Raw genomic sequence first — 19,871 nt, 5'->3', positions numbered from 1 at the left:
GCCTTACAGATCGAGCGATTAGACGTATTTGAAAGTGAAAAGAAAAAGCTAACAAAATTGTTTGCATAAAGAAAAAAGAACACCTTGTCCCAGTCTCTTACACTTGTTACCAGAGCAGATAACAAGTCTAGGAACTGGATGCATGACAAAGTGTTCTACACCTCGATATAAGAAAAAAGTAGCTGTACCTGTTTTGTTTTCCACGGAAGATAGAATAGGTCGCCTTACATAAGGGCACTACGGAACTTCTATATCGTTGTATCCTCTTTGTTGAACGAGAGGAACTGTTTTTGTGAGGACAGAGACAGGAGAATCCCTCACCTCAAGCTCTTGTAGAGGTAGGTGGGGGTAGTTCAATCGTTAGTTTGTTCCAATCCCCTCGAGATCTATTCGAATATTCACAACCATTCAAGGTAAAAAGACATGCACACAGTACACCTATCATAATACCTTTTTTACAACTCACGCTAAACCACCCTTAATCGTAAAAACTAGGCAAAGTATTCATTCGTTACCAAATCTCAAGTATAAATAGCATCATTCATATTTTTAAATATTACATGAATTCACTTAGAACAAAATATGCAATTATACATACTGATTTTATTAATCATAATATTATGATTAAATTACTTAACGTAGTAAGAATTCAGGGGTGAATAGAAATGAAATTCAAAGTAAAAAAAAATCCTATACATGTATTTATCTTTATATTAGTAACCATTATTTTGTGTACACAAATTTCCCTTCAAAGTGATGATCATATCTATTTTAGTTGTATTATGCTATTGAATCTCTTCAACTTTTTCTCTCTTTATAGATCTACTTATGAAATAACTAATCATTCACTTGTCGTTAAGTACTTTTTTACAAATACTGAAATTCCCTTTGAAAATATACGTCACATAAAATATTATGGAAAACAATTAGATTCGGAAAAATGGACCAGACAACGATTAGAAATTATGTATGGACTATTTGATACTTTAACGGTTTGTGTGCCAAAAGAAGAAGAAAAATTTATCAGTTTATTAAAAGACAAATGTCCCAACCTAAAAGTAATTGACAAACCTACCAATTAATCATATTAGCAAGTTTGTCTATCATATGAATTGTCAAACTTGCTAATTTCCTTCTTTCCCGTTAATCAGAATCACTTGACTTATTATACGTTCAGTTTCCTGACCATAAAGTGAAAAGCAGTTGAGTTTTTCTTCATCTCCCACTGAGTATTATCCCTCACCAATCCGACTTTTACGGACAGTTAATCCCCAGCCTAACTTCTTTGCTTTCGCCGAATTTTGAGATGAAGGTTTTACTGCCCGCAAATAGCAGGATAAATGAAACTCCCTCTTATTTCTTATCTATCTGTTTCTCAAGATAACATTACTGCTTCCTCTCTATTCAATCCGCTCCATATAAGTGCAATCTATACCCACACACAAAATATTTTTTTATTTTTATAGACAAAATCAAAAATAGTTTGTTATAATCCGAACAAAAGATAAATATGTTTACTTTTTAATCCGACGTTATTCATCTGAAAATATAATATACATCCACAAAAAATTGAGATTTTATTATGACAATCATCATATTTTGTACTTCGCACTGCTATAGGAATCATTACTGATAAAACTTGTATTCTCTTTGCTAAGGTATGTATCAAACTATATTTACTGGAGGGATAAAGATGAAAAAAGCGCTTTACATCAACATTGGTGGAGAAGGACATGTAAATCCAACACTTGGATTAGTAAATGATTTAGTAAAACGAGGAGAACATATCACCTATTATTCATCCAATCATTTTGAAGAAAAAATCAAAAAAGCCGGTGCCCAGTTCCGTCCCGTTGATCAAAAGGCACACAGAAAGCTTGCAGAAAGTATGGGTCTTATGGCTTCCCAGCCTCAAGAATATTTATTGCAATTTCTCAATGCAATGGAAATGATCACCGACTCCATCCTAGAAGAAATTTCCAACGAAACGTATGATTATATTATATACGATGCACAATCTTTACCTGGAAAATGGATTGCCCACCAAAACAAATTATTATCTATTGCAACTTGGACCACTTTTGCATATTCACAAGATCCAAAAATAAATATGTCCCTGACAGGAATAGATGATATGGAACAAAAACAAGAGCGTTTGACCATGCTAAAAGCATTTTTACAATTAGAAGAAATCGCCAAACGCAAACAATATTTAGAAAACAAATACGAACTTCCATTATCTTACAACTTCTTACTTTGTCCTGGTTCAGGAGATTTAAATATCGTCTTCACTTCTTCCTATTTCCAAAGGAATAGCAGCGCTTTTAAGAATAACTATATTTTTGTCGGACCTTCCATTACTAAAAATGAAACTGCAAACGATTTTCCAATGAATCTATTAAAAGACACACATGTGATTTACATTTCTATGGGAACGATAATGAACAACCAGCCAGACTTCTATCAAAAGTGCTTTACCGCTTTAAAAGATTTAAAGGTTAAAGTGGTGCTTAGTATAGGCAAACAATTAAAAGCAGAGCAGCTAAAGAATATACCCGATAATTTTATTGTTCGTAACTATGTTCCTCAATTAGATGTACTTCGCCAAACTGATGTCTTTATTAGCCATTGTGGAATGAATAGCACCAGTGAATCACTTTATTTTGAAGTACCCTTAGTTATGCTTCCTATCATAAATGATCAACATACGATTGCTGAACGAGTGAAAGAACTTGGTGCAGGAGCTATGTTAAATATTCAACAACTATCGGCGGAGGATATCAAAGAAGCTGTTAGTGAAGTGTTAAGGAATCCTATTTATAAGAACAATACGAAAAAAATTAGTCAATCATTTCGTAACGCGGGTGGTTATTCTAGGGCTGCTAATAAGATTTTCAAATTTACTCGTTCATGAAAATCATTAAAGATCCATGTTTTCACTAACATAGATCTTTTTTCATAGCCCATAAGCATTATCTTGTAGCTCCAATTACCGGATTTACTTTTAATCTAAACTCTTTTCCTTCTCTCAATAAATTTAAGTGTAACAAATCCTACGATGAAAGATAAAAAAACGAAGAATAATTGTATGTAGTCAACATCAAAGAAGTGATTAGCAGATACTGCTGGAGTTATTGTTGCAACGCTCGTCCAATCCCGTGAATCCTGCATGTAAAAGTATGTGAATATAGTTCTTGGTAACAATTGTAATACGATAAATGTAATCAGCACCGCTAGTGTAGAAATGGCGTATTTCATTCTCCTCACCTGCCTTTCATTTCAAATATTTTACCATGAAAAAAGAGCCAAGATTCTAAAATTAGAACCTGGCTCTCTCTCCATTATGAATTAAAATTATTCTTTCGGCGCAATCATTTTCTTCGGATCTACAATTTCATCAAACTGTTCTTCCGTTAATAACCCTGATTGTAATGCTGCTTCTTTTAACGTTAATCCCTCTTTATGAGCATGTTTAGCAATTTTCGCTGCATTTTCATAGCCAATATGTGGATTTAATGCTGTAACAAGCATTAAAGAACGATTTACATTTTGGTTAATCACTTCTTTATTTGCTTCGATACCAACCGCACATTTATCATTGAACGAAACTGTTGCATCAGCTAATAAACGAGCAGATTGTAAGAAATTATATGCAATTACTGGCTTAAATACGTTTAACTCAAAGTTACCTTGGCTCGCCGCAAATCCAATTGTTGCGTCATTTCCCATAACTTGCGCTGCAACCATTGTTAATGCTTCACTTTGCGTTGGATTTACTTTACCTGGCATAATAGAGCTTCCTGGCTCATTCGCAGGAATAATAATTTCACCGAGACCACTACGCGGACCGCTCGCAAGCCAACGTACATCATTAGCAATCTTCATTAAATCAGCTGCTAATGCTTTTAATGCACCATGTGCAAACACAACTTCATCATGACTCGTTAATGCATGAAACTTATTCGGTGCAGACACGAATTGTTTTCCTGCAAACTGACTAATTTCCTCTGCGACCATCTCACCAAATTTAGGATGAGCATTAATTCCTGTTCCAACTGCAGTACCACCAATCGCAAGTTCTTTCATATATGTATTGCTATCCGCAATCATACGCTCTGTTTTTTCAAGCATACGATGCCAACCGCTAATTTCCTGTCCTAACGTTAAAGGCGTTGCATCTTGCAGATGCGTACGACCAATTTTAATAATATTTTGAAACTCATTTGCTTTTTTCTCTAATGTTACTTTTAATTTTGTAATTGCCGGTAACACTTGGTTTTCCACCGCAATCACGCATGCAACGTGAAGTGCTGTCGGGAATGTATCATTTGAACTTTGAGACATGTTTACATCATCATTTGGATGAATATGTACATCAAGCCCTTTTCCCTTTAAAATTTGATTCCCCCGGTTTGCGATTACCTCATTCACATTCATATTTGATTGTGTACCGCTACCTGTTTGCCATACAACAAGCGGGAAATGTTCATTCCATTTTCCTGCTAGGATTTCATCCGCTGCTTCTACAATCGCCTGCGCTTTTTCTTCTGATAACTTCCCTAGTTTCTGGTTACTAATCGCAGCACTTTTCTTTAAAATTGCAAATGCTTGTACAATTTCAATCGGCATATGCTCCGTTCCAATCGGAAAGTTTTCTTTACTGCGTTGTGTTTGCGCTGCCCATAATTTATCAGCTGGAACTTTCATTTCTCCTAATGTATCTCTTTCAATTCTGTACTCCATGTTTTCATCCCCTTGAAAATATAATAGCTACGCTTTCATTGTAACAGACTTCCCTTCAAATGATAAGGATTCTCACTCCTGTTTATTCATAATTCTATATTTAAAAAACTATGTTTCAGATGAATCGGGAGATAAAAACCAACCAGAAACGCCAATCGCAATTAATACGATATAAAAAATAGCTTTCCACGTAACCGATTGGGGAAAATCCTTATTAATTATTCCAACCATAGGATGTGCTAGCGTTGAAATAATAAGTTTCACACCGACCCACCCAACAATCATAAAAGCTGCCGTTTCAAGACCTGGTCTTTCACGCAATATCTTCACGAAATAAGTAGCTGCAAATCGCATAATAATTAAACCAATCATTCCACCAGTTAAAATAACGAAAAATCGCCCTGCGTCAAGGCCACCTATCATTCCTTTATTCAAGGGTGTAATTGTCAGTGTAAGAGCCACTGCTGCTAAAATCGAATCAATCGCAAATGCAGTATCTGTAACCTCTACTTTCAGAACTGTTAGCCAAAAACCACTTTTCTTTTTTGGAGTATTTTCTTCAATCTTTTTTTCCTGCTCTCCGTACTTTTCTCTTTGCCACTTCTTTTTTCGATATACTTTAACCAAACTTCTAGCAGAGAGAAACAATAAATAAATTGCACCAATCGCTTGCATCTGCCATACATTCACAAGAAATGAAATTAAAAACAATGACCCAAATCGAAATATGAATGCTCCGAATAATCCATAAAATAAAGCCTTTTTTCTATCATCTTCAGGTAAATGTTTAACCATAATAGCAAGTACAAGAGCATTATCTGCAGATAAAACTCCTTCTAATGCAATAAGAATTAATATAACTCCCCCATACTCCAGCAGTAATGATTCAGTCATATTTCTCCTCCTGTTTTTGATACTATATATTTTGCTTTTTGATAAGGGAAATATACTAATCTCATTAGAAACTGAACAACCCGTAAGTTCTAATCGAACTTACGGGTTAACTTCGTACTATACGATGAAGAATTGTCATCTTCTATAGAAATTAAAAATCTCTAATACACCAATGGAAGGGATGATTTTATATTATGACACTTGCTTCCCTTTTTCAGCATCATCAACATACCAAATGAATTTCCCTGTATATCCGTATATAACTGCCAATGCTAATGATACAAAGCTCATCCACATGAATGGAATGTATGATAATGTTGCGACCCCTAATATACCAGCCATGTAAATCCCATTATCAGACCATGGAACCATACCTGAAGTTAGCGTTCCACCCACTTCTGAGTTACGAGCCAATATACGACGATCGAGCTTTAATTTATCATAGCTGTCTTGCATAATTTTTGGAGTTAAAATAAGTGATACGTACATTGCGCAGCCGAATACGTTTGCCAGGAAAGCGACGATTAATGTGGACAGTGTTACATTTCCTGCAGAGTTTAGTTTCTTCTCAAATTTTGATACGATTACTTTTAAAACACCGAGTTTTTCAAGTAACCCTCCGAAACCTAATCCAAAAATAATAACTGCTACTGAACCAAGCATACCATTGATTCCACCGCGATTTAGCAACTTATCAATGAAGTCCACACCTGATTCAATAGAAAAACCGTTATATGCTGTTCCAATTGCCTCTCCAAAGTGCATACCTTGGAACAGAGTTGCCCAAACTGCACCGAGAAGCGCTCCCATTGCAATTGTTGGCATTGATGGTTTTTTCATTGCTAATAGTGCGATGACAATAACTGCTGGTACAAGCATCCATATTTTAATATCAAATTGCTTTAATAAAGCTTCTTTTAAAAATTCCACTTTGTTTAAATCAACATTATCTCCACCATACATCCATCCGGCAACTGTAAACATAATACCGGTAATAATATATGCTGGTACATCTAATACAAGCATAGCTCGAACATGTGCAATAACATCTACTTTTGCCATTGAAGCAGCAAGTACCGTACTATCAGAAAGCGGAGATAACTTGTCTCCAAAGTATGCCCCTGAAAGTACTGCTCCAGCAACTAGTGGAAGCGGTAAACCAAGACCTTCACCGATTGCCATCATGGCAATACCAGCTGTACCAACTGTTCCCCATGATGTACCTGTTGCAATGGAAGTAATTGAGCAAATAATTAAGGTTGCTAATAAAAATACACTCGGATGAATAAATTCTAATCCGTAGTAGATCAATGTCGGTACAACACCGCCAGCAATCCATGTCCCAATTAATGCTCCTACAGCAACTAAGATGAGAACAGCTTCTAATCCGTTGGAAATTCCTTTTGTAATTGCATCTTGCAATTCTTGATAACGAAACCCTAACCTTAGTCCAAGCGCAATTACTAAAAACCATGAAATAAATAGCGCTAGTTGAATCGGCAAATTAAAGATCGTTTGAAAGGAAAAGACAACAGCAAGAAATAGTAATAAAAGAATAATGATTTCTGGAATTGATGGTAATCTTACACTTTTCATTTGCTTCTCTCCTTACAAGTCGATAACATGATGTATGTCGCCTAATATGTACTTTTGTATATAATGCACAAAGACAAACTATAATTTTCATATTATTCCGATTTGTTTTTTTAGTATAATAAATATACACCTTTTCTATTGTAAAAGTAGAGCGGACATTTCGCAATGAAAATTATAAAAAATATTGTATTTTTATTTATAAGAAAGTCTAAAAAATAGATTTTAAAATAGAAATATACGTAATTTAAAACACTTTTTTATCTAAAGTGAAACCATATGTACAACAATTATTCCATTTTTCCCTTTTCTAACATTGTTATTTTAGAATGATGCACATCAAAAAATAATATATATGGATAAATAGAAATATCCGCGCTATATTATTATAGTTGCCATTCTTAAAAATTCATCCGCAATCAAAATACCCACTAAAATCTAATTTGCTCAGCAGGTTTAACATGAGCGAACCATTGTCCAATTACTTGGTTATGATGATCGATAATTTGGGATGCAGATAAGATTGTGGAGTCGTATGTACTATGTCCATCTTCTACAAGAGTAAGATCATATCCAAGACTATAAGCACGTCTACATGTTGCATCCACACAAATCTCAGATTGAATTCCTGTCACTACAATTTGTGTTATATTTCTTTCGTCTAGCTCCTGTTGCAGATTCGTTCTATGAAATGAATCTGGGTGATTTTTCTTAAGAACAATATCCTCTGCTAATGGAGCTATAGATTTATGAATCCCCCAACCTAAAGTCTTTGGTTTAAGTGGTGAACCAGCTTTCCCATTATACTTCATATAAAAAATAGGTGCTTGAGCAGATCGAGCTTTTGAAATTAACAACTGAATATTTTCTAACAATTCCTTTCCTTTATATAAAGGTTGCTTCTCTTGAAAAGAACCTGTTTGTACATCAATAATGAGTAATGCTACACAATTTCTTATCATAAAAATACATCCCTCCGAAAGTTTTCCTTCCCAATACAATTACAAAACATATTCACTTATAAATTCATATTTTTAATCTATCCAAAATACGCTATCCAATTACGTATAATTGTTTAATAAAATAAAGGTGTAGAGTTTGCTGTAATTTATAAAGTGACAATTCTCTTCATCCCCACTAATTATGAGTTAAAGTAATTGAGGTTTCGGAAAAATAATATCCTGAAGACCAATCCATAAAAAAGCTTTCTTTACCCTAATGAGTAAAGAAAGCTTTTTTATTTAATGTACCAGATCTTTTCTTTTAAAATCATACAGGCTTAATACTCTTTATATATGTTTTGTAATTCTTTTTTTCGATTACTAACTTTCACAAACTTATCCATATGTCGCTTTAGAAAGAAGATACAGTGGGTATGCCTTCACCCCTTATTCCTTAGCAATGCTAATTGCTCTTTCAAATTATCATTGCGGCAAAGCATCATACACATATGGATCCTTCGGCTTTTCCACCTTTTCTACTTTACTTACTTTTACAAGATGAAGCAAGTCAAGCAGCTGGTTGGATTCAGGAGTTAAATAGCGAACACCATACACCAGAAACAGAAGAATACGGCATTAGTTCCTTTGTTTATCGTCGCAAACGTCCATTTCATCCTGTTCGACTTATGAATTGGTTACAAAAATGGCCATTAGATATTGTAAGAGCGAAAGGTTTTTTCTGGCTTGCATCTCGTAATCACATGATGGGGCTTCTCTCTCAAGCTGGCTCTTCCATTACCATTCAAGGAGCTGGTGAATGGGTTGCAACATTACCTGCAGCTGAGCAACAGCAAATACTTAGGGAAGAACCAGAAGTCTTAAAAAATTGGGATGATCAATATGGGGATCGAATAACAGAACTAGTCTTTATTGGAGTTGAAATGAATCAATATGAAATTGAACGCTCTTTGGATACATGCTTATTAACCGGGGAAGAAATGAATCAGGAGTGGGATGATTTTGTTGATCCAATTCCCCCTTTTACCGTTGTCTCATAATACAAAATTCACAAGATTACTAACTATAAAGTGATTTCAAAAACAAGATGGCTTCCTCAAAAGGTTACCATCTTGCTTTCGTTTATCATTCAGATTTGTGAGGCTTATTTATTACATTAGCCCATATAACAAGTACAATTGTACTTATAACAACAAAAATCCCATACCCAACCCCTGCAGCATCACCAATTGATTCTAGTCCAAATGGTAACAGAGCGGTAGTAATTCCTATTACGTAAGAAAAAATCCCAGATATTTTTGCAAGTTTCTCTTTATCCCCCACGAAAGTCTCTTCTTGGTATCCTGCAATGAGAAATAATCGCTTTTTTATATGAATTTGGTATCCCATAATAATGATTAACATGCCTACAAGAAAACTGATTATAAATCCACCGATCATCAAATCCCTCCTTTACAATATTTTACCATAATTATAACTATTACATGTCTATCTTTAATATTAAAAAATTCTGTTTATTTTTAATATTACTCGTGATATATTACATATTGTATTCAATATTTCAATTAGATTTTCTTTCTGAAAGGAGGAACCAGCCATGGATTCAGGAAGATTGAAAGGCATTATTATGGTCATTACAGGTGCTAGTTTATGGGGATTATCCGGGACCGCTGCACAACAACTGTTTCAACAAGAAAATGTTTCTACAGAATGGTTAGTTACAATTCGATTACTTATATCCGGAATTATTTTACTCTTTTTCTCCTCATTTGGCAGTAAAAAATCAGAAGTACTTGGCATTTGGAAGCAAAAAGCTGAGGCAAACAAAATAATTCTGTTTGGATTGTTAGGTATGCTTGCTGTACAATATACCTATTTTGCTTCTATTCAGGAAGGAAATGCTGCAGTCGCAACATTGTTACAATATTTAGCACCAATATTTATAACTGTTTACCTTATCTTTAAATGGAATATTCGTCCTACTAAAATCGATTTTATTTCTATCGTACTATCTTTAATCGGGACCTTTTTCTTGCTAACGAATGGATCCATTGATAATTTAGCTGTTTCAACACCAGCTATCGTTTGGGGTATTTTATCCGGTTTATCACTAGCATTCTATAGCCTTTATTCAAAGGAATTATTAGAGAAATGGTCTTCATCTGTCATTGTTGGATGGGGGATGATTATTGGAGGAGTTGGTGTAACCGTCTTACATTTTCTCTCCACGAACGAGTTTATCTTATTATCTGGCATGAAATATTTTCAGCCTAACAATCTTTTTCTCATTACATTCGTTGTTATTTTCGGCACACTCATCGCATTTTATTTATATTTAGACAGCATACGATATCTTACACCGAAAGAAACTACATTATTTGGTTGTACAGAACCACTTGCAGCTATCATTTCTTCTATTCTCATTTTGCATGTTCCGTTTCAATCATTTCAATTTTTAGGTGCTCTTTGTATTATTGTAATGGTACTTGTACTAAGCCAAAAGCCAGATGAAGGAAAACCGAAACTACGACTTGCCATTACGAAAAAACAAAACATAAAATGAAAGGAACTGTTCGATCATGCCTATTCCTCAAAACTATCGAAAGCAAGAAAGAGTATCTGCTAAATCCCTCGTTTTAAACCAACTACAAGATTGGATTATTGAAGGTGTTTTACAACCTGATGAAAAGATTAATGATGGAGAGCTAGCTGAAGCTTTAGGTGTGAGCAGAACACCGGTTAGAGAAGCACTGCAAGTGTTAGAACTTTCAGGACTGGTCGAGATGGTTCCAGGACAAAAAACAAAAATCACCCCTATAAAATTAGAGGATGTATCTGTCATTTATGAAACGATCGCTGGTCTTCATACCATTATTGGAAAACAAGCAATTCATCAAATAAACGACACCGACCTGATAAGACTTTCTGAAATAAACGAGGCATTTCAAAATGCTATAGATGAAAAAAATTCAAAACAAGCATTAAACTTAGATATACAATTTCATAATACAATCGTATCAATCGCTAAAAATACATATATCGAGCCTTTCTTAGCAAACATACAACTTCATGTGTTACGTCTTGAATACCTTTTTTTCCAAAACTTCATTCCTGCACGTAAATCGATTGAAGAGCACAATTTAATAATTGAGGCATTAAAAAACCAGGATGCAGCACAAATAGAACAAATCATGTCTCAAAACTGGTTACGACCAATGAAAGAAATCCAAAAAATAATCTCTATGAAATAATGAAAAGAGCCGTTTACGTGTTCTCTCAACGCAAACGGCTCTTCCTTTACAATTCTATATAACTATGCGCGAATCTCGGCATATTTCTCAATGTCCCTATACTCTTTTTCTAGTTCCTCTAAAGAAAGCTCGTATAATTGTCGATCGAGAATTTTAAACACACCCGCCCCAATTAACTGATCAATTAACTGCCTCTTACGATTTTCAACAGCAAAACGGAGTTGACTACTCATCTTTTAAAAACTCCTTTCTACAATCATTGAAAATGATAATCTCTATCAATTACCACTTTGATTATAAAAGATGATATTTTAGAAGTAAAGTAATATCATGAAATATTTACCTTACAAACTGTTTGTGGCCACATTATATATATGTATGTTTCCTAAGATGGTTTATGACACTTTTTATCATCTTTTTTCTTTCATACTTTGCAAAGTGGTTCTTTATGGATAGAGTCCCTCTCTATTTCTATTTGAATCGTAACATGCTCGACATGAAAACTGTCCTTCAATAAACGTGTTGCTTCTGCTAATACACTTTGTGCTTCCTCACCTTTTTCTATAACAAGATGACACGTTAAAACTTGAAAATCTGATGTAACCGACCATATGTGTAAATCGTGTACTTCTTTTACAATTGCAATGTTTAATAATGTATCTTTCACTTCTTCCACATCAATATATGAACGGTATCATGTGTTACACGCCAGCCACTTATAATGACTAAGATGGAAACGAGGATACTGGCAATTGGATCGGCAACTGTCTAGCCAAAAAATTTAATAAGTAGCGCTGCAATAATTGCCCCCGCTGATCCTAATAAATCACCTAAGACATGCAAAAAAGCACTTCGTACATTTAAATTTTCTTTCACATCTCCGCCTCGCATTAAAATCCATGCTGACGTAATATTAATGAACAAACCGAAAACAGCAATCATTAACATCCCATTACTAGCAATCTCCACTGGTTCCTGAAAACGGCGAATTGCTTCGATAAAAATGTATATCGAGATAGTAATAAGAACGACACCATTGCACAATGTGGCTAATATTTCAATTCGCTTATACCCATATATTTTGTCTAAAGTCGCCTTTTTTTCTCCAATTTTAAAGGCAAGTAAACTTAAAGCAAGAGAGACTGCATCACTTAGCATATGCCCAGCATCTGATAAAAGTGCTAAACTATTCGTTACAAATCCACTAATAACCTCAGCAATCATAAAACTTGTCGTTAATATGAATACAACCATTAACGCTTTTTTATTTTGTGAATGACCATGATTATGTGAATGTCCCCTATAAATACCCCTTCAATAATAATTCCAGTATTCTATTATGCGACAAATATTACTAATTTATCATGATTTATCCATTTCAATTCATACACCACGAGTCACCCCTTTACTTAATTTCTTCGTGATTGTTAACACCAGTTCCTTGTTTCCCCGCAAAAAATATAACTATTTATTGTTTATAGTGGTTTCATGAAAAAGGACTACCTTATGTAAATAAGACAGTCCTTACACCTATTACTTCTTCAAATCAATTACGATATCATCTAAAACAATATCTTTACTTTTTGCTTCTTTTTTAGGTACTTCAATCTTCTTCTCTTTTCCACCACTCATTTCTACCCCGCCATGGTTTTCAGGAGTATGAACTCGCAAATTAATCCGGGGAGTAATAATTAGTTTCGTTGCATTTTCATGTAGCTTTTGAAATGTATCACTCCAATGAATATTATAGGAATCCTTACCTGATCCACCATTTCCTTCTCCAGAATAATGATTACCTAAATCATCTTTAACTTCCAACTCAACATCTACAGCATCCCATTCCTTCCTTGTATTTTTAGAAACTTCTTGATTGTAATAAAGAATAAACGTTATCGGTGACACTGCCACCTTTTCCATATTTACTTTTACGCCTTCTTTTTCGGAACTTCCACTAATTATTTTTTCTTTACTATCCATTGCCTTTACAGTAAGAGCAAAATTCCAATTCCCTTTTATTTCTTTCTTTTTATCCAGTATTTCTATTTTGTCTATATTCCATCTAAGGTTTATTTTGTCTTTTTTATTACTGCTATGATGTGTCGTTGTCGCCATACCTACATACTTTTTATCTGCAACTTTAGAAATTTGAGAACTTCCTGTTCCTCCATCAGACCCCATTATATCTAACCCACCTAATATAATTGGGTCATCTCCTAAATCTTGCTCACTTTCCATTGAATATGTTATTGATACAGTTCGTCCATCAGAAATCACATCATTGATTGTTATTTTAATCCCATTACTTTCCCTCACCATATTTAACTCAGTAGAAAATTCTTTATAATTTTCATAAAGTCCCGTTCTACCATTATCTAAAAATCGAAAAATATTACCTACAATCGGAATCCCTCCTGCATAAGTAGGAAATCCAATTCCAAGTGTTGCAACTGACAACCCTACTAAAATAGATGCAACAGCGACACCCTTTTTCCAGTTCTTCGTTTTTTTCTTTATATATATAGCCTGTTTTAAGTTGCGTTTCACTTTTTCCTTTTCAAATTCATAAGCCTTCATTTCCTCTAATTCTTTTTCATCTATATCAATGTCATTTAACAGCTCGTAAATGTCTTTCATATTACACTACCTCCTAAACTAAGATTCGTAGCATTTTTTTGTAATTTCTTTTTCCCTCGATAAATCCGATTATCTATCGCCGCTCGCGTTAAACCGAGCTTTTCTCCTATTTCCTCCGTCTTTAACCCTAGAAGAAATTTCATGATAAAAATCTTTTGATCTATAGGCTCTAATTGATTAATTAACTTTATCAGTTCATCCCTATCTTCCATTATAATCAGTTCATCTTCTATCGATTTTCCTGTATTTACATCAAAATCATTTGAGGTAACCTCAACTTCCTTAATGGATTTTCTGTAGTAATCAATTGCTTTAAACTTAGCAACCGCTGCAATCCATTTCTTAAAATCTTCCGGCTCTCCATGAAACTTGTTTGCATTATTCCAAACTGAAAGAAAAATATCATTGATACATTCGTCTATAAGTCCATCATTTTTAAGCGGAATAAGAACCTTATGTACGATTGCTTTTATTAATGACAAATAAGTATCGACAATAAACTCTAACGCATCTTCTTTTTGTCGCTGCAGCCTTTTTATAAAATTTTTCTCATTTGATTTCATTTCGCAATTCCCCTTATTTTTTTGTAAAAGCTTTTACACCTTATATAACGTACAGGAAAATTTTTTCTCTCATATTTATAATCATTTTTTCATTTTCACAGAGTAAATGTGTTTCCACATATACAATAAACCTTCGATACACTAGAAATATACTGACGGTTTGTTTTCATTGGATTATTTAAATTTTACGTTTATTCAAGAAATAGAAAATGAGCTTAGAATGGATTTATCCTAAGCTCACTTTATGAAAAATATTAATCCGCATATTCTCTATTTTCTGTATCAATTGACCACCCAATGATAGTCGCACAATCTCTTCCCTTCCATTCAAGCACATTCGCTAATGCAGGTTCAATCTGAAGAGAATCTCCTTTATGCAGTACTTCAAGTAAAGATTGATCATCATCAAACGTTTGCTTATCACACTCTAACACACCGTCTGTCGCCAAAACAATATGATTCATTCCCTTCTCTAATCCACGAACCCCAGAAGTGAAGCAGGGCGAATTAGCAGCAAAAACATTTTTTCTTCCAATATATTCATAAAATTTACGTTTATTTAATCTCCCTTTTCCATTCTGTAATTGTTCCGAATGAAATAAATAAGCAAAGCACTCTCCTACTGATAACCAATATAAAAATTCACCTTTTCGTAAACAAATTAAGCACGCGAGTTCTTCATTCTCTTGTTCACATTTCTCAATAAATAACTCATCAGTAAATAACGCTAATAAATACATATGTGTATGATGAAACGCAAGATGAACTGGATATGAGAATAATTCTTGTAATTTTTCTTTTCTTTCAGAAATTGCTTCTATTATATAATGTATATTTTTCGTTTTATGATGAGCATCAAAGATCATAACAAATTCAAATTCTAATTGCGGATCCCACCAAGCTAGTACTGCATCTCCTCTTTCATACGCATCACTCTCTTGATTCCCGCCATATACACCAACTGAAAGAGGACCACATTTTTCAACATGTATTTGGTCTAAATACATCTTTTCATGACTAATCCATTTAAATGTATTCACTTCTATCATCCTCTCTCTTGCTATTTGTATGCCTTTACATTAAGAGTACCGTATATTTCAAGAAAAATAAACTTTTTCAATAATTTTTATGAAAATAAAGGAATTTACTTCTTGTAAAACGAATATATCGTATTGTAAGATATAAATAAAAAACGGAGGAATATTATCATTATGAAGAACATCAATCAAAATTGGGAAACCATTTATTATCATTTACGGTATGAATATGAAGATAATCTTTCTCACCAAGCCATTCGGATTCTTCAAATCATTTCCCGAGAAACGGAGACTACAATTGGGAAAGTTGCATCTGAATTAGGCTTATCTCATAATACAGCATCAGAGCATGTGAAACGCCTTATTCAAAAAAGATTCGTTATAAAGGAGCGAAATAAACAAGATGAACGAGTCGTTAATCTAACATTGACTACAGAAGGTAAGGAAGCGTTAACGAAACATACATTATTAGATGAAGAAAAATTAAAAATATTAGAATCTCAATTTTCAAAAGAAGAACAGCAATTAATCGAAAAGGCTTTTTCATTACTAGCAAAGGAGTCAAAATATGCATTTCCTCGTTAAAGTAATCGTTTCCGCCCTCATCATCGGTGGTGTAACTGAGTTTGCCAAACATTATAGTACAATTGGTGGTTTTATCGCTGCCCTTCCTCTTATCAGTTTGCTTAGCTTGTTTTGGCTTTCATTTGAAGGTGGGAGCAAACAAGATTTAAGTCAATTTACTTTAGGAGTATTATACGGCTTTCCTGCATCAGCACTTCTATTATTTGTTGTTTATATTGGATTAAAAAATTCTTTTTCACTCAGTACCTCTGTACTATTCGGTGTAGGCATTTGGTGTATCGTATTTGCTTTTCAAAAAACATTTCAATCTTAGTGGAGGCTATTACCATGAATCGTTTTGTAAAAGTACGTGGAAAGAAAATAGAAGTTTGCACAATGGGAAATGGCTCTCAGACCGTTGTAATTCAAACAGGGATGGGATGTTCCTTTTATGATTGGTTCCAAATTGCAGAGAAACTTTCTTCAAATTATACCGTAGTTCTATTTCATCGCCCTGGTTATGGGAAAAGTGAACTTGGTAACGAACCACGTACAACACTACAAGCAACAAAAGAATTACAGGAACTATTACATATGTTAGCTATTCGACAACCCATAATTTTAGTTGGTCATTCTTATGGAGGGTTATGTGCGCAACATTTTGCTATGGTACACCCCAATCAGTTAAAAGCTTTGATTCTTGTTGATTCTACTTCTGTAAACTTACATCGATTAGATGAACTGGATTTACCTACCTCTGATCAAACCGATTCGGATGATATATGGCTACAAAAATATAGGGATTATTCCAATATGAATGTAGAAGCACTTCGTGCAGAACTAGACTCTACATTAAATCAATACAGTCACTTGTCACCATATAAACAAAAACAATACGTGAAATTCCTTACATCACCTTTCTTATATAAGGCTACTACTTCTGAACTTTCAGAGTGGAAATCTTGTGCACATAGAATAAAACAACTTAGAGTCACATTAAAAACACCATTAATCGTCATTGGAAGAGATCCCAATCATTCTATCGGGCAAATGATTCAAGAGGGAATGCCTAATGAAGAAGCTAAAAAGCTTGAAAAAACATGGCAAGAACTTATTCAAGAACAACGTATGCTCTCCCAAAACAGCCGATATATTCTCGCTCAAAATGCTAGTCATGGAATCGAAAGTGATCGCCCTGATATCATAATTCAGGCAATCCATTCCTTCGAAGTAAGTGACGTACATGACCCTGAAAACAATGAGCATTCTAGAATTAAATAAACATGCAAAAAAGAAAGCAGCCTTCACTGCTTTCTTGCCTTTTCATCTATTCATAATCTTCCTCGTCTTCATCACCATCATAATACGAGTTTCCATTATTCACATATATAGGTCCATTCGCAACATCAACACGAAGTACCCATGCCCAAGGTACAGCTAAGCGTTTATGTAATGCCCGCCAAAACCCTATTGACTTTCTTTCATACTCCTGGAACTCCTGAAGTATATCCTTGTAGGAGGAACCGTCTAGCTGAATATTTGCTTCTAGTAAACGAGAATAGGCATAGTGCTGTAATTCGAGTTCGGCAGCAACTTCCATCTCTTCTGGTGTTGCCATACCAATAATTGTTCCATCAGGTGGCACAATTTCATATACGTTATGAACTTCAATGAGCCCTTCTGGTGGATGATCTACTAACCCCTTCTCTTTCTCAAACATGTAAACAGCCTCCTTTATCATGCATTTTTTTATGTTACAAAAGCATACTTCTCTAACAAACCCGTTCTTTCCTGCTTTCTCGATAAAATTTTACAAATTATTCACATGATGACTTGTTTCTATATTTTAGTGCGCTCTTCTACTCTTGCAGTAGAAAGTAAACTCTCTTCATTAAAAGTCAATTTATATACATCTGGCATGTCGAGTGTTTTCCAAAAATGATAATCATATGTAGAATCAAAATAATTCATTATTAATACCATAATATTTCCATGGGTACCAACTACAATATTTTTCCCTTTATATTGTTTTAATATATTTTGAATACATGTAACACCACGCTTTTGTGCAATATTATTTGATTCCCCGCCTTTAAACGAGAAGATGGGATTCTCCCACACCTTCATAATTGCTTCCTCAAAATCTTCTACCGATTCTTTACTTAGTAGTCTCTCACGCAATTCTTCTTCAAATTGTATTGGCAATTGGAATTGGTTTGCAACCCCTTGAACCGTTTGAATCGCTCTTTTGTATCGACTAGAGATTACAACATCAATTTTCTCTTCTTTTAATAACTCTGCCACACTTTGCGCATCATTCCGTCCTTTTTCGGATAATGGACGTTCTCTTTCTTCCGGTGTATATATAGAATGGGCGTGACGGACAAAATATATATGAGTCATGAAAATCCTCCTTTTATTTCCTCTTCTATCCCATTGATTCTATTAGATATAGACCAATTCCTTTCAATATTTTTTGCTGTATAACAAACAAAAGGCACTTCATGAAAAAAGCACCTTTTGTTTACATAATAAAATTATATTGTTATAACTTTTTTCTAAATTCCTCACTCATTACTACAGATCGAATAAAATAATCTAAGTTATTCTTAAGTTTTTGTAATTCCATAGAATCTAAATCATTAGACATAAAGACTATTTCAACCTTGTTTCCTTCTTTATCTGTACCATAAAAACTATTTGTCAATACAAATGGAGTTGAACCTCCTTTTTTACCAGCATATTCATATATACTATCTCCAACAGTCCCATTAAAAATCTTCTCAATCTCATCTTGCATTGGCTTTGGAAAAGCAGTTCTATTATTGATTTTCCCTATTAGACTCATGTAGTCTTTTGCAGTTGCCCTTACTAGCCTATCAGACCAAATACGTTGAAATTCCATGTCAACTTTTAATGGTAGATTGTGTTTTTTCCATTCCGCTTCATCTTTCATCCATTCATGTATTTTCAAAGCATGCTTTCTATATTCATCCATAGACATTTTACGTAACACTTCTAATGATTGATCTTTAGGTACATTCAGTTCTTTTTCTACATACCCTCTCATATATAAGGGGGATGTATATGGATAGAATGCATCATGGCTATTTAGCTCTAATTCTTTTAAGCTATTATTTATTCTTTCGAGTCCTAATTTTTCTAATAAATAGGTTGTATTTGCATTAGAACTAAAGTGAATCATACCTCGGGCTACTTCTTCTAAAGAAAGCTTTTCATTTTTTATTGCATTTCTTATTTTTGCATCCTCTAACCATGCCGGATGCGCTCCAGCATCTGTGTCTGGTACGTAGTATTTTTCTAAATCTTGTAATGGAATTTGCTCCTGTGGATTTATCTTTTCTTCTGAAACTTGTTTTGCAAATTCCACTGCTACTACTATTTTTGCCATACTTGCTAACGGTAGTTTTTTATTCTCATTCACAGTAGCTAAAATTTCACCATTTCTTCTAATCATTAATGAACATGTTTGCTCATTCTTATGCTCTTTTATGTAATCTAGCACATAGTTTGGATCTTCTTTTGAATAGTAATATTCCATAATCGCTATGATGATTGCTATAATAATAAAAATACTCCATCCTATAACCTTTAACACCTTCACTATATTGC

At 34.0% G+C, this 19,871-nt stretch carries 20 protein-coding genes and 2 pseudogenes; 8 read left to right on the top strand and 14 right to left on the bottom strand.

The genetic code is table 11. From position 1 onward, the window contains the following. Positions 1–665 precede the first annotated feature (665 nt). Complete coding sequence (locus tag C564_RS0102945; RefSeq protein WP_018764371.1) at positions 666–1,082, top strand: PH domain-containing protein; 417 nt, start codon at positions 666–668, stop codon at positions 1,080–1,082. Positions 1,083–1,693: 611 nt separating this feature from the next. Further along, positions 1,694–2,914 (top strand): macrolide family glycosyltransferase, encoded by a 1,221-nt coding sequence (locus C564_RS0102940; RefSeq protein WP_018764370.1) that lies wholly within the window; start codon positions 1,694–1,696, stop codon positions 2,912–2,914. Between the two features lie 95 nt (positions 2,915–3,009). On the opposite strand, the gene C564_RS0102935 is transcribed toward C564_RS0102940, so the two are convergent. The 5 genes from C564_RS0102935 to C564_RS0102915 form a co-directional block, all read right to left on the bottom strand. Beyond that, the gene (locus C564_RS0102935) at positions 3,010–3,258 is read right to left on the bottom strand and encodes a hypothetical protein (RefSeq protein WP_018764369.1); all 249 of its coding nucleotides are present in this window, start codon (positions 3,256–3,258) and stop codon (positions 3,010–3,012) included. Positions 3,259–3,354: 96 nt separating this feature from the next. Continuing rightward, positions 3,355–4,743, bottom strand: a complete 1,389-nt coding sequence (gene fumC, locus C564_RS0102930; protein WP_018764368.1) for a class II fumarate hydratase — start codon at positions 4,741–4,743, stop codon at positions 3,355–3,357. Between the two features lie 108 nt (positions 4,744–4,851). Beyond that, positions 4,852–5,637 (bottom strand): TerC family protein, encoded by a 786-nt coding sequence (locus C564_RS0102925; protein WP_018764367.1) that lies wholly within the window; start codon positions 5,635–5,637, stop codon positions 4,852–4,854. 192 nt (positions 5,638–5,829) lie between these two features. Continuing rightward, positions 5,830–7,233, bottom strand: a complete 1,404-nt coding sequence (gene nhaC / locus C564_RS0102920; protein ID WP_003196614.1) for a Na+/H+ antiporter NhaC — start codon at positions 7,231–7,233, stop codon at positions 5,830–5,832. 428 nt (positions 7,234–7,661) lie between these two features. Then, positions 7,662–8,192: a cysteine hydrolase family protein gene (locus C564_RS0102915; protein ID WP_018764366.1), complete on the bottom strand. Its 531-nt coding sequence runs from the start codon at positions 8,190–8,192 to the stop codon at positions 7,662–7,664. A 536-nt stretch (positions 8,193–8,728) separates the two neighbouring features. On the opposite strand from C564_RS0102915, the pseudogene C564_RS31690 reads away from it, so the two are divergent. Further along, positions 8,729–9,229 (top strand): annotated as a pseudogene (locus C564_RS31690) (CobW family GTP-binding protein); the annotation flags it as partial. A gap of 85 nt (positions 9,230–9,314) precedes the next feature. Here C564_RS31690 and C564_RS0102905 read toward each other — a convergent pair. Beyond that, a complete protein-coding gene (locus tag C564_RS0102905) occupies positions 9,315–9,629 on the bottom strand; it encodes a DUF3784 domain-containing protein (protein ID WP_003196606.1) in 315 nt (104 codons plus the stop codon). A gap of 157 nt (positions 9,630–9,786) precedes the next feature. Here C564_RS0102905 and C564_RS0102900 point away from each other — a divergent pair, with 157 nt between their 5' ends. Further along, positions 9,787–10,752, top strand: coding sequence for a DMT family transporter (locus tag C564_RS0102900; protein ID WP_018764364.1), 966 nt, complete (start codon positions 9,787–9,789; stop codon positions 10,750–10,752). A gap of 16 nt (positions 10,753–10,768) precedes the next feature. Beyond that, positions 10,769–11,440, top strand: a complete 672-nt coding sequence (locus tag C564_RS0102895; RefSeq protein WP_006094393.1) for a GntR family transcriptional regulator — start codon at positions 10,769–10,771, stop codon at positions 11,438–11,440. A gap of 62 nt (positions 11,441–11,502) precedes the next feature. Here C564_RS0102895 and fbpA read toward each other — a convergent pair whose 3' ends face one another. The 5 genes and pseudogenes from fbpA to C564_RS0102870 all read right to left on the bottom strand — a co-directional run bounded on the left by fbpA (position 11,503) and on the right by C564_RS0102870 (position 15,686). Continuing rightward, positions 11,503–11,673 carry a Fur-regulated basic protein FbpA gene (gene fbpA, locus C564_RS0102890; protein ID WP_003196601.1) on the bottom strand — a complete coding sequence of 57 codons (171 nt, stop codon included), beginning with the start codon at positions 11,671–11,673 and terminating at the stop codon, positions 11,503–11,505. Between the two features lie 191 nt (positions 11,674–11,864). After that, positions 11,865–12,694 (bottom strand): annotated as a pseudogene (locus tag C564_RS36070) (cation diffusion facilitator family transporter). 279 nt (positions 12,695–12,973) lie between these two features. Further along, positions 12,974–14,074, bottom strand: coding sequence for a DUF4179 domain-containing protein (locus C564_RS0102880; RefSeq protein WP_018764363.1), 1,101 nt, complete (start codon positions 14,072–14,074; stop codon positions 12,974–12,976). Then, positions 14,071–14,637 (bottom strand): sigma-70 family RNA polymerase sigma factor, encoded by a 567-nt coding sequence (locus C564_RS0102875; protein ID WP_018764362.1) that lies wholly within the window; start codon positions 14,635–14,637, stop codon positions 14,071–14,073. Before C564_RS0102875 ends, C564_RS0102880 begins: the two co-directional genes overlap by 4 nt. Positions 14,638–14,891: 254 nt before the next feature. Beyond that, positions 14,892–15,686: a protein phosphatase 2C domain-containing protein gene (locus tag C564_RS0102870; RefSeq protein WP_018764361.1), complete on the bottom strand. Its 795-nt coding sequence runs from the start codon at positions 15,684–15,686 to the stop codon at positions 14,892–14,894. Between the two features lie 162 nt (positions 15,687–15,848). Between C564_RS0102870 and C564_RS0102865 the strand changes: the two genes are divergently transcribed. Genes C564_RS0102865 through C564_RS0102855 form a run of 3 tightly spaced genes read left to right on the top strand, consistent with a single transcriptional unit; the run spans position 15,849 to position 17,519 of the window. Then, a complete protein-coding gene (locus tag C564_RS0102865; protein WP_003196588.1) occupies positions 15,849–16,259 on the top strand; it encodes a MarR family winged helix-turn-helix transcriptional regulator in 411 nt (136 codons plus the stop codon). Further along, complete coding sequence (locus C564_RS0102860; protein WP_018764360.1) at positions 16,243–16,572, top strand: DUF3147 family protein; 330 nt, start codon at positions 16,243–16,245, stop codon at positions 16,570–16,572. Before C564_RS0102865 ends, C564_RS0102860 begins: the two co-directional genes overlap by 17 nt. A 14-nt stretch (positions 16,573–16,586) precedes the next feature. Next, a complete protein-coding gene (locus C564_RS0102855; protein ID WP_018764359.1) occupies positions 16,587–17,519 on the top strand; it encodes an alpha/beta hydrolase in 933 nt (310 codons plus the stop codon). Between the two features lie 46 nt (positions 17,520–17,565). Here C564_RS0102855 and C564_RS0102850 read toward each other — a convergent pair whose 3' ends face one another. From C564_RS0102850 to C564_RS0102840, 3 genes are all read right to left on the bottom strand, one after another. Then, positions 17,566–17,958 carry a hypothetical protein gene (locus tag C564_RS0102850; RefSeq protein ID WP_018764358.1) on the bottom strand — a complete coding sequence of 131 codons (393 nt, stop codon included), beginning with the start codon at positions 17,956–17,958 and terminating at the stop codon, positions 17,566–17,568. Positions 17,959–18,077: 119 nt separating this feature from the next. Further along, the gene (locus C564_RS0102845) at positions 18,078–18,641 is read right to left on the bottom strand and encodes a histidine phosphatase family protein (protein ID WP_018764357.1); all 564 of its coding nucleotides are present in this window, start codon (positions 18,639–18,641) and stop codon (positions 18,078–18,080) included. A gap of 142 nt (positions 18,642–18,783) precedes the next feature. Further along, positions 18,784–19,863 carry a serine hydrolase gene (locus C564_RS0102840; protein ID WP_018764356.1) on the bottom strand — a complete coding sequence of 360 codons (1,080 nt, stop codon included), beginning with the start codon at positions 19,861–19,863 and terminating at the stop codon, positions 18,784–18,786. Between the last annotated feature and the right edge of the window lie 8 nt (positions 19,864–19,871).

It is taken from the genome of Bacillus sp. 105MF, from assembly GCF_000374885.1.
In the GTDB taxonomy this organism is placed as follows: Bacteria; Bacillota; Bacilli; order Bacillales; family Bacillaceae_G; genus Bacillus_A; species Bacillus_A pseudomycoides.
This window is presented reverse-complemented; position numbering and strand designations above follow the sequence as displayed.

What these genes read in the sequence shown, in the direction of transcription:
- C564_RS0102945 (WP_018764371.1), top strand. Translation starts at nt 666, where the DNA reads ATGAAATTCAAAGTAAAAAAAAATCCTATACATGTATTTATCTTTATA.
- C564_RS0102940 (WP_018764370.1), top strand. Translation starts at nt 1,694, where the DNA reads ATGAAAAAAGCGCTTTACATCAACATTGGTGGAGAAGGACATGTAAAT.
- C564_RS0102935 (WP_018764369.1), bottom strand. Translation starts at nt 3,258, where the DNA reads ATGAAATACGCCATTTCTACACTAGCGGTGCTGATTACATTTATCGTA.
- fumC (WP_018764368.1), bottom strand. Translation starts at nt 4,743, where the DNA reads ATGGAGTACAGAATTGAAAGAGATACATTAGGAGAAATGAAAGTTCCA.
- C564_RS0102925 (WP_018764367.1), bottom strand. Translation starts at nt 5,637, where the DNA reads ATGACTGAATCATTACTGCTGGAGTATGGGGGAGTTATATTAATTCTT.
- nhaC (WP_003196614.1), bottom strand. Translation starts at nt 7,233, where the DNA reads ATGAAAAGTGTAAGATTACCATCAATTCCAGAAATCATTATTCTTTTA.
- C564_RS0102915 (WP_018764366.1), bottom strand. Translation starts at nt 8,192, where the DNA reads ATGATAAGAAATTGTGTAGCATTACTCATTATTGATGTACAAACAGGT.
- C564_RS0102905 (WP_003196606.1), bottom strand. Translation starts at nt 9,629, where the DNA reads ATGATCGGTGGATTTATAATCAGTTTTCTTGTAGGCATGTTAATCATT.
- C564_RS0102900 (WP_018764364.1), top strand. Translation starts at nt 9,787, where the DNA reads ATGGATTCAGGAAGATTGAAAGGCATTATTATGGTCATTACAGGTGCT.
- C564_RS0102895 (WP_006094393.1), top strand. Translation starts at nt 10,769, where the DNA reads ATGCCTATTCCTCAAAACTATCGAAAGCAAGAAAGAGTATCTGCTAAA.
- fbpA (WP_003196601.1), bottom strand. Translation starts at nt 11,673, where the DNA reads ATGAGTAGTCAACTCCGTTTTGCTGTTGAAAATCGTAAGAGGCAGTTA.
- C564_RS0102880 (WP_018764363.1), bottom strand. Translation starts at nt 14,074, where the DNA reads ATGAAAGACATTTACGAGCTGTTAAATGACATTGATATAGATGAAAAA.
- C564_RS0102875 (WP_018764362.1), bottom strand. Translation starts at nt 14,637, where the DNA reads ATGAAATCAAATGAGAAAAATTTTATAAAAAGGCTGCAGCGACAAAAA.
- C564_RS0102870 (WP_018764361.1), bottom strand. Translation starts at nt 15,686, where the DNA reads ATGATAGAAGTGAATACATTTAAATGGATTAGTCATGAAAAGATGTAT.
- C564_RS0102865 (WP_003196588.1), top strand. Translation starts at nt 15,849, where the DNA reads ATGAAGAACATCAATCAAAATTGGGAAACCATTTATTATCATTTACGG.
- C564_RS0102860 (WP_018764360.1), top strand. Translation starts at nt 16,243, where the DNA reads ATGCATTTCCTCGTTAAAGTAATCGTTTCCGCCCTCATCATCGGTGGT.
- C564_RS0102855 (WP_018764359.1), top strand. Translation starts at nt 16,587, where the DNA reads ATGAATCGTTTTGTAAAAGTACGTGGAAAGAAAATAGAAGTTTGCACA.
- C564_RS0102850 (WP_018764358.1), bottom strand. Translation starts at nt 17,958, where the DNA reads ATGTTTGAGAAAGAGAAGGGGTTAGTAGATCATCCACCAGAAGGGCTC.
- C564_RS0102845 (WP_018764357.1), bottom strand. Translation starts at nt 18,641, where the DNA reads ATGACTCATATATATTTTGTCCGTCACGCCCATTCTATATATACACCG.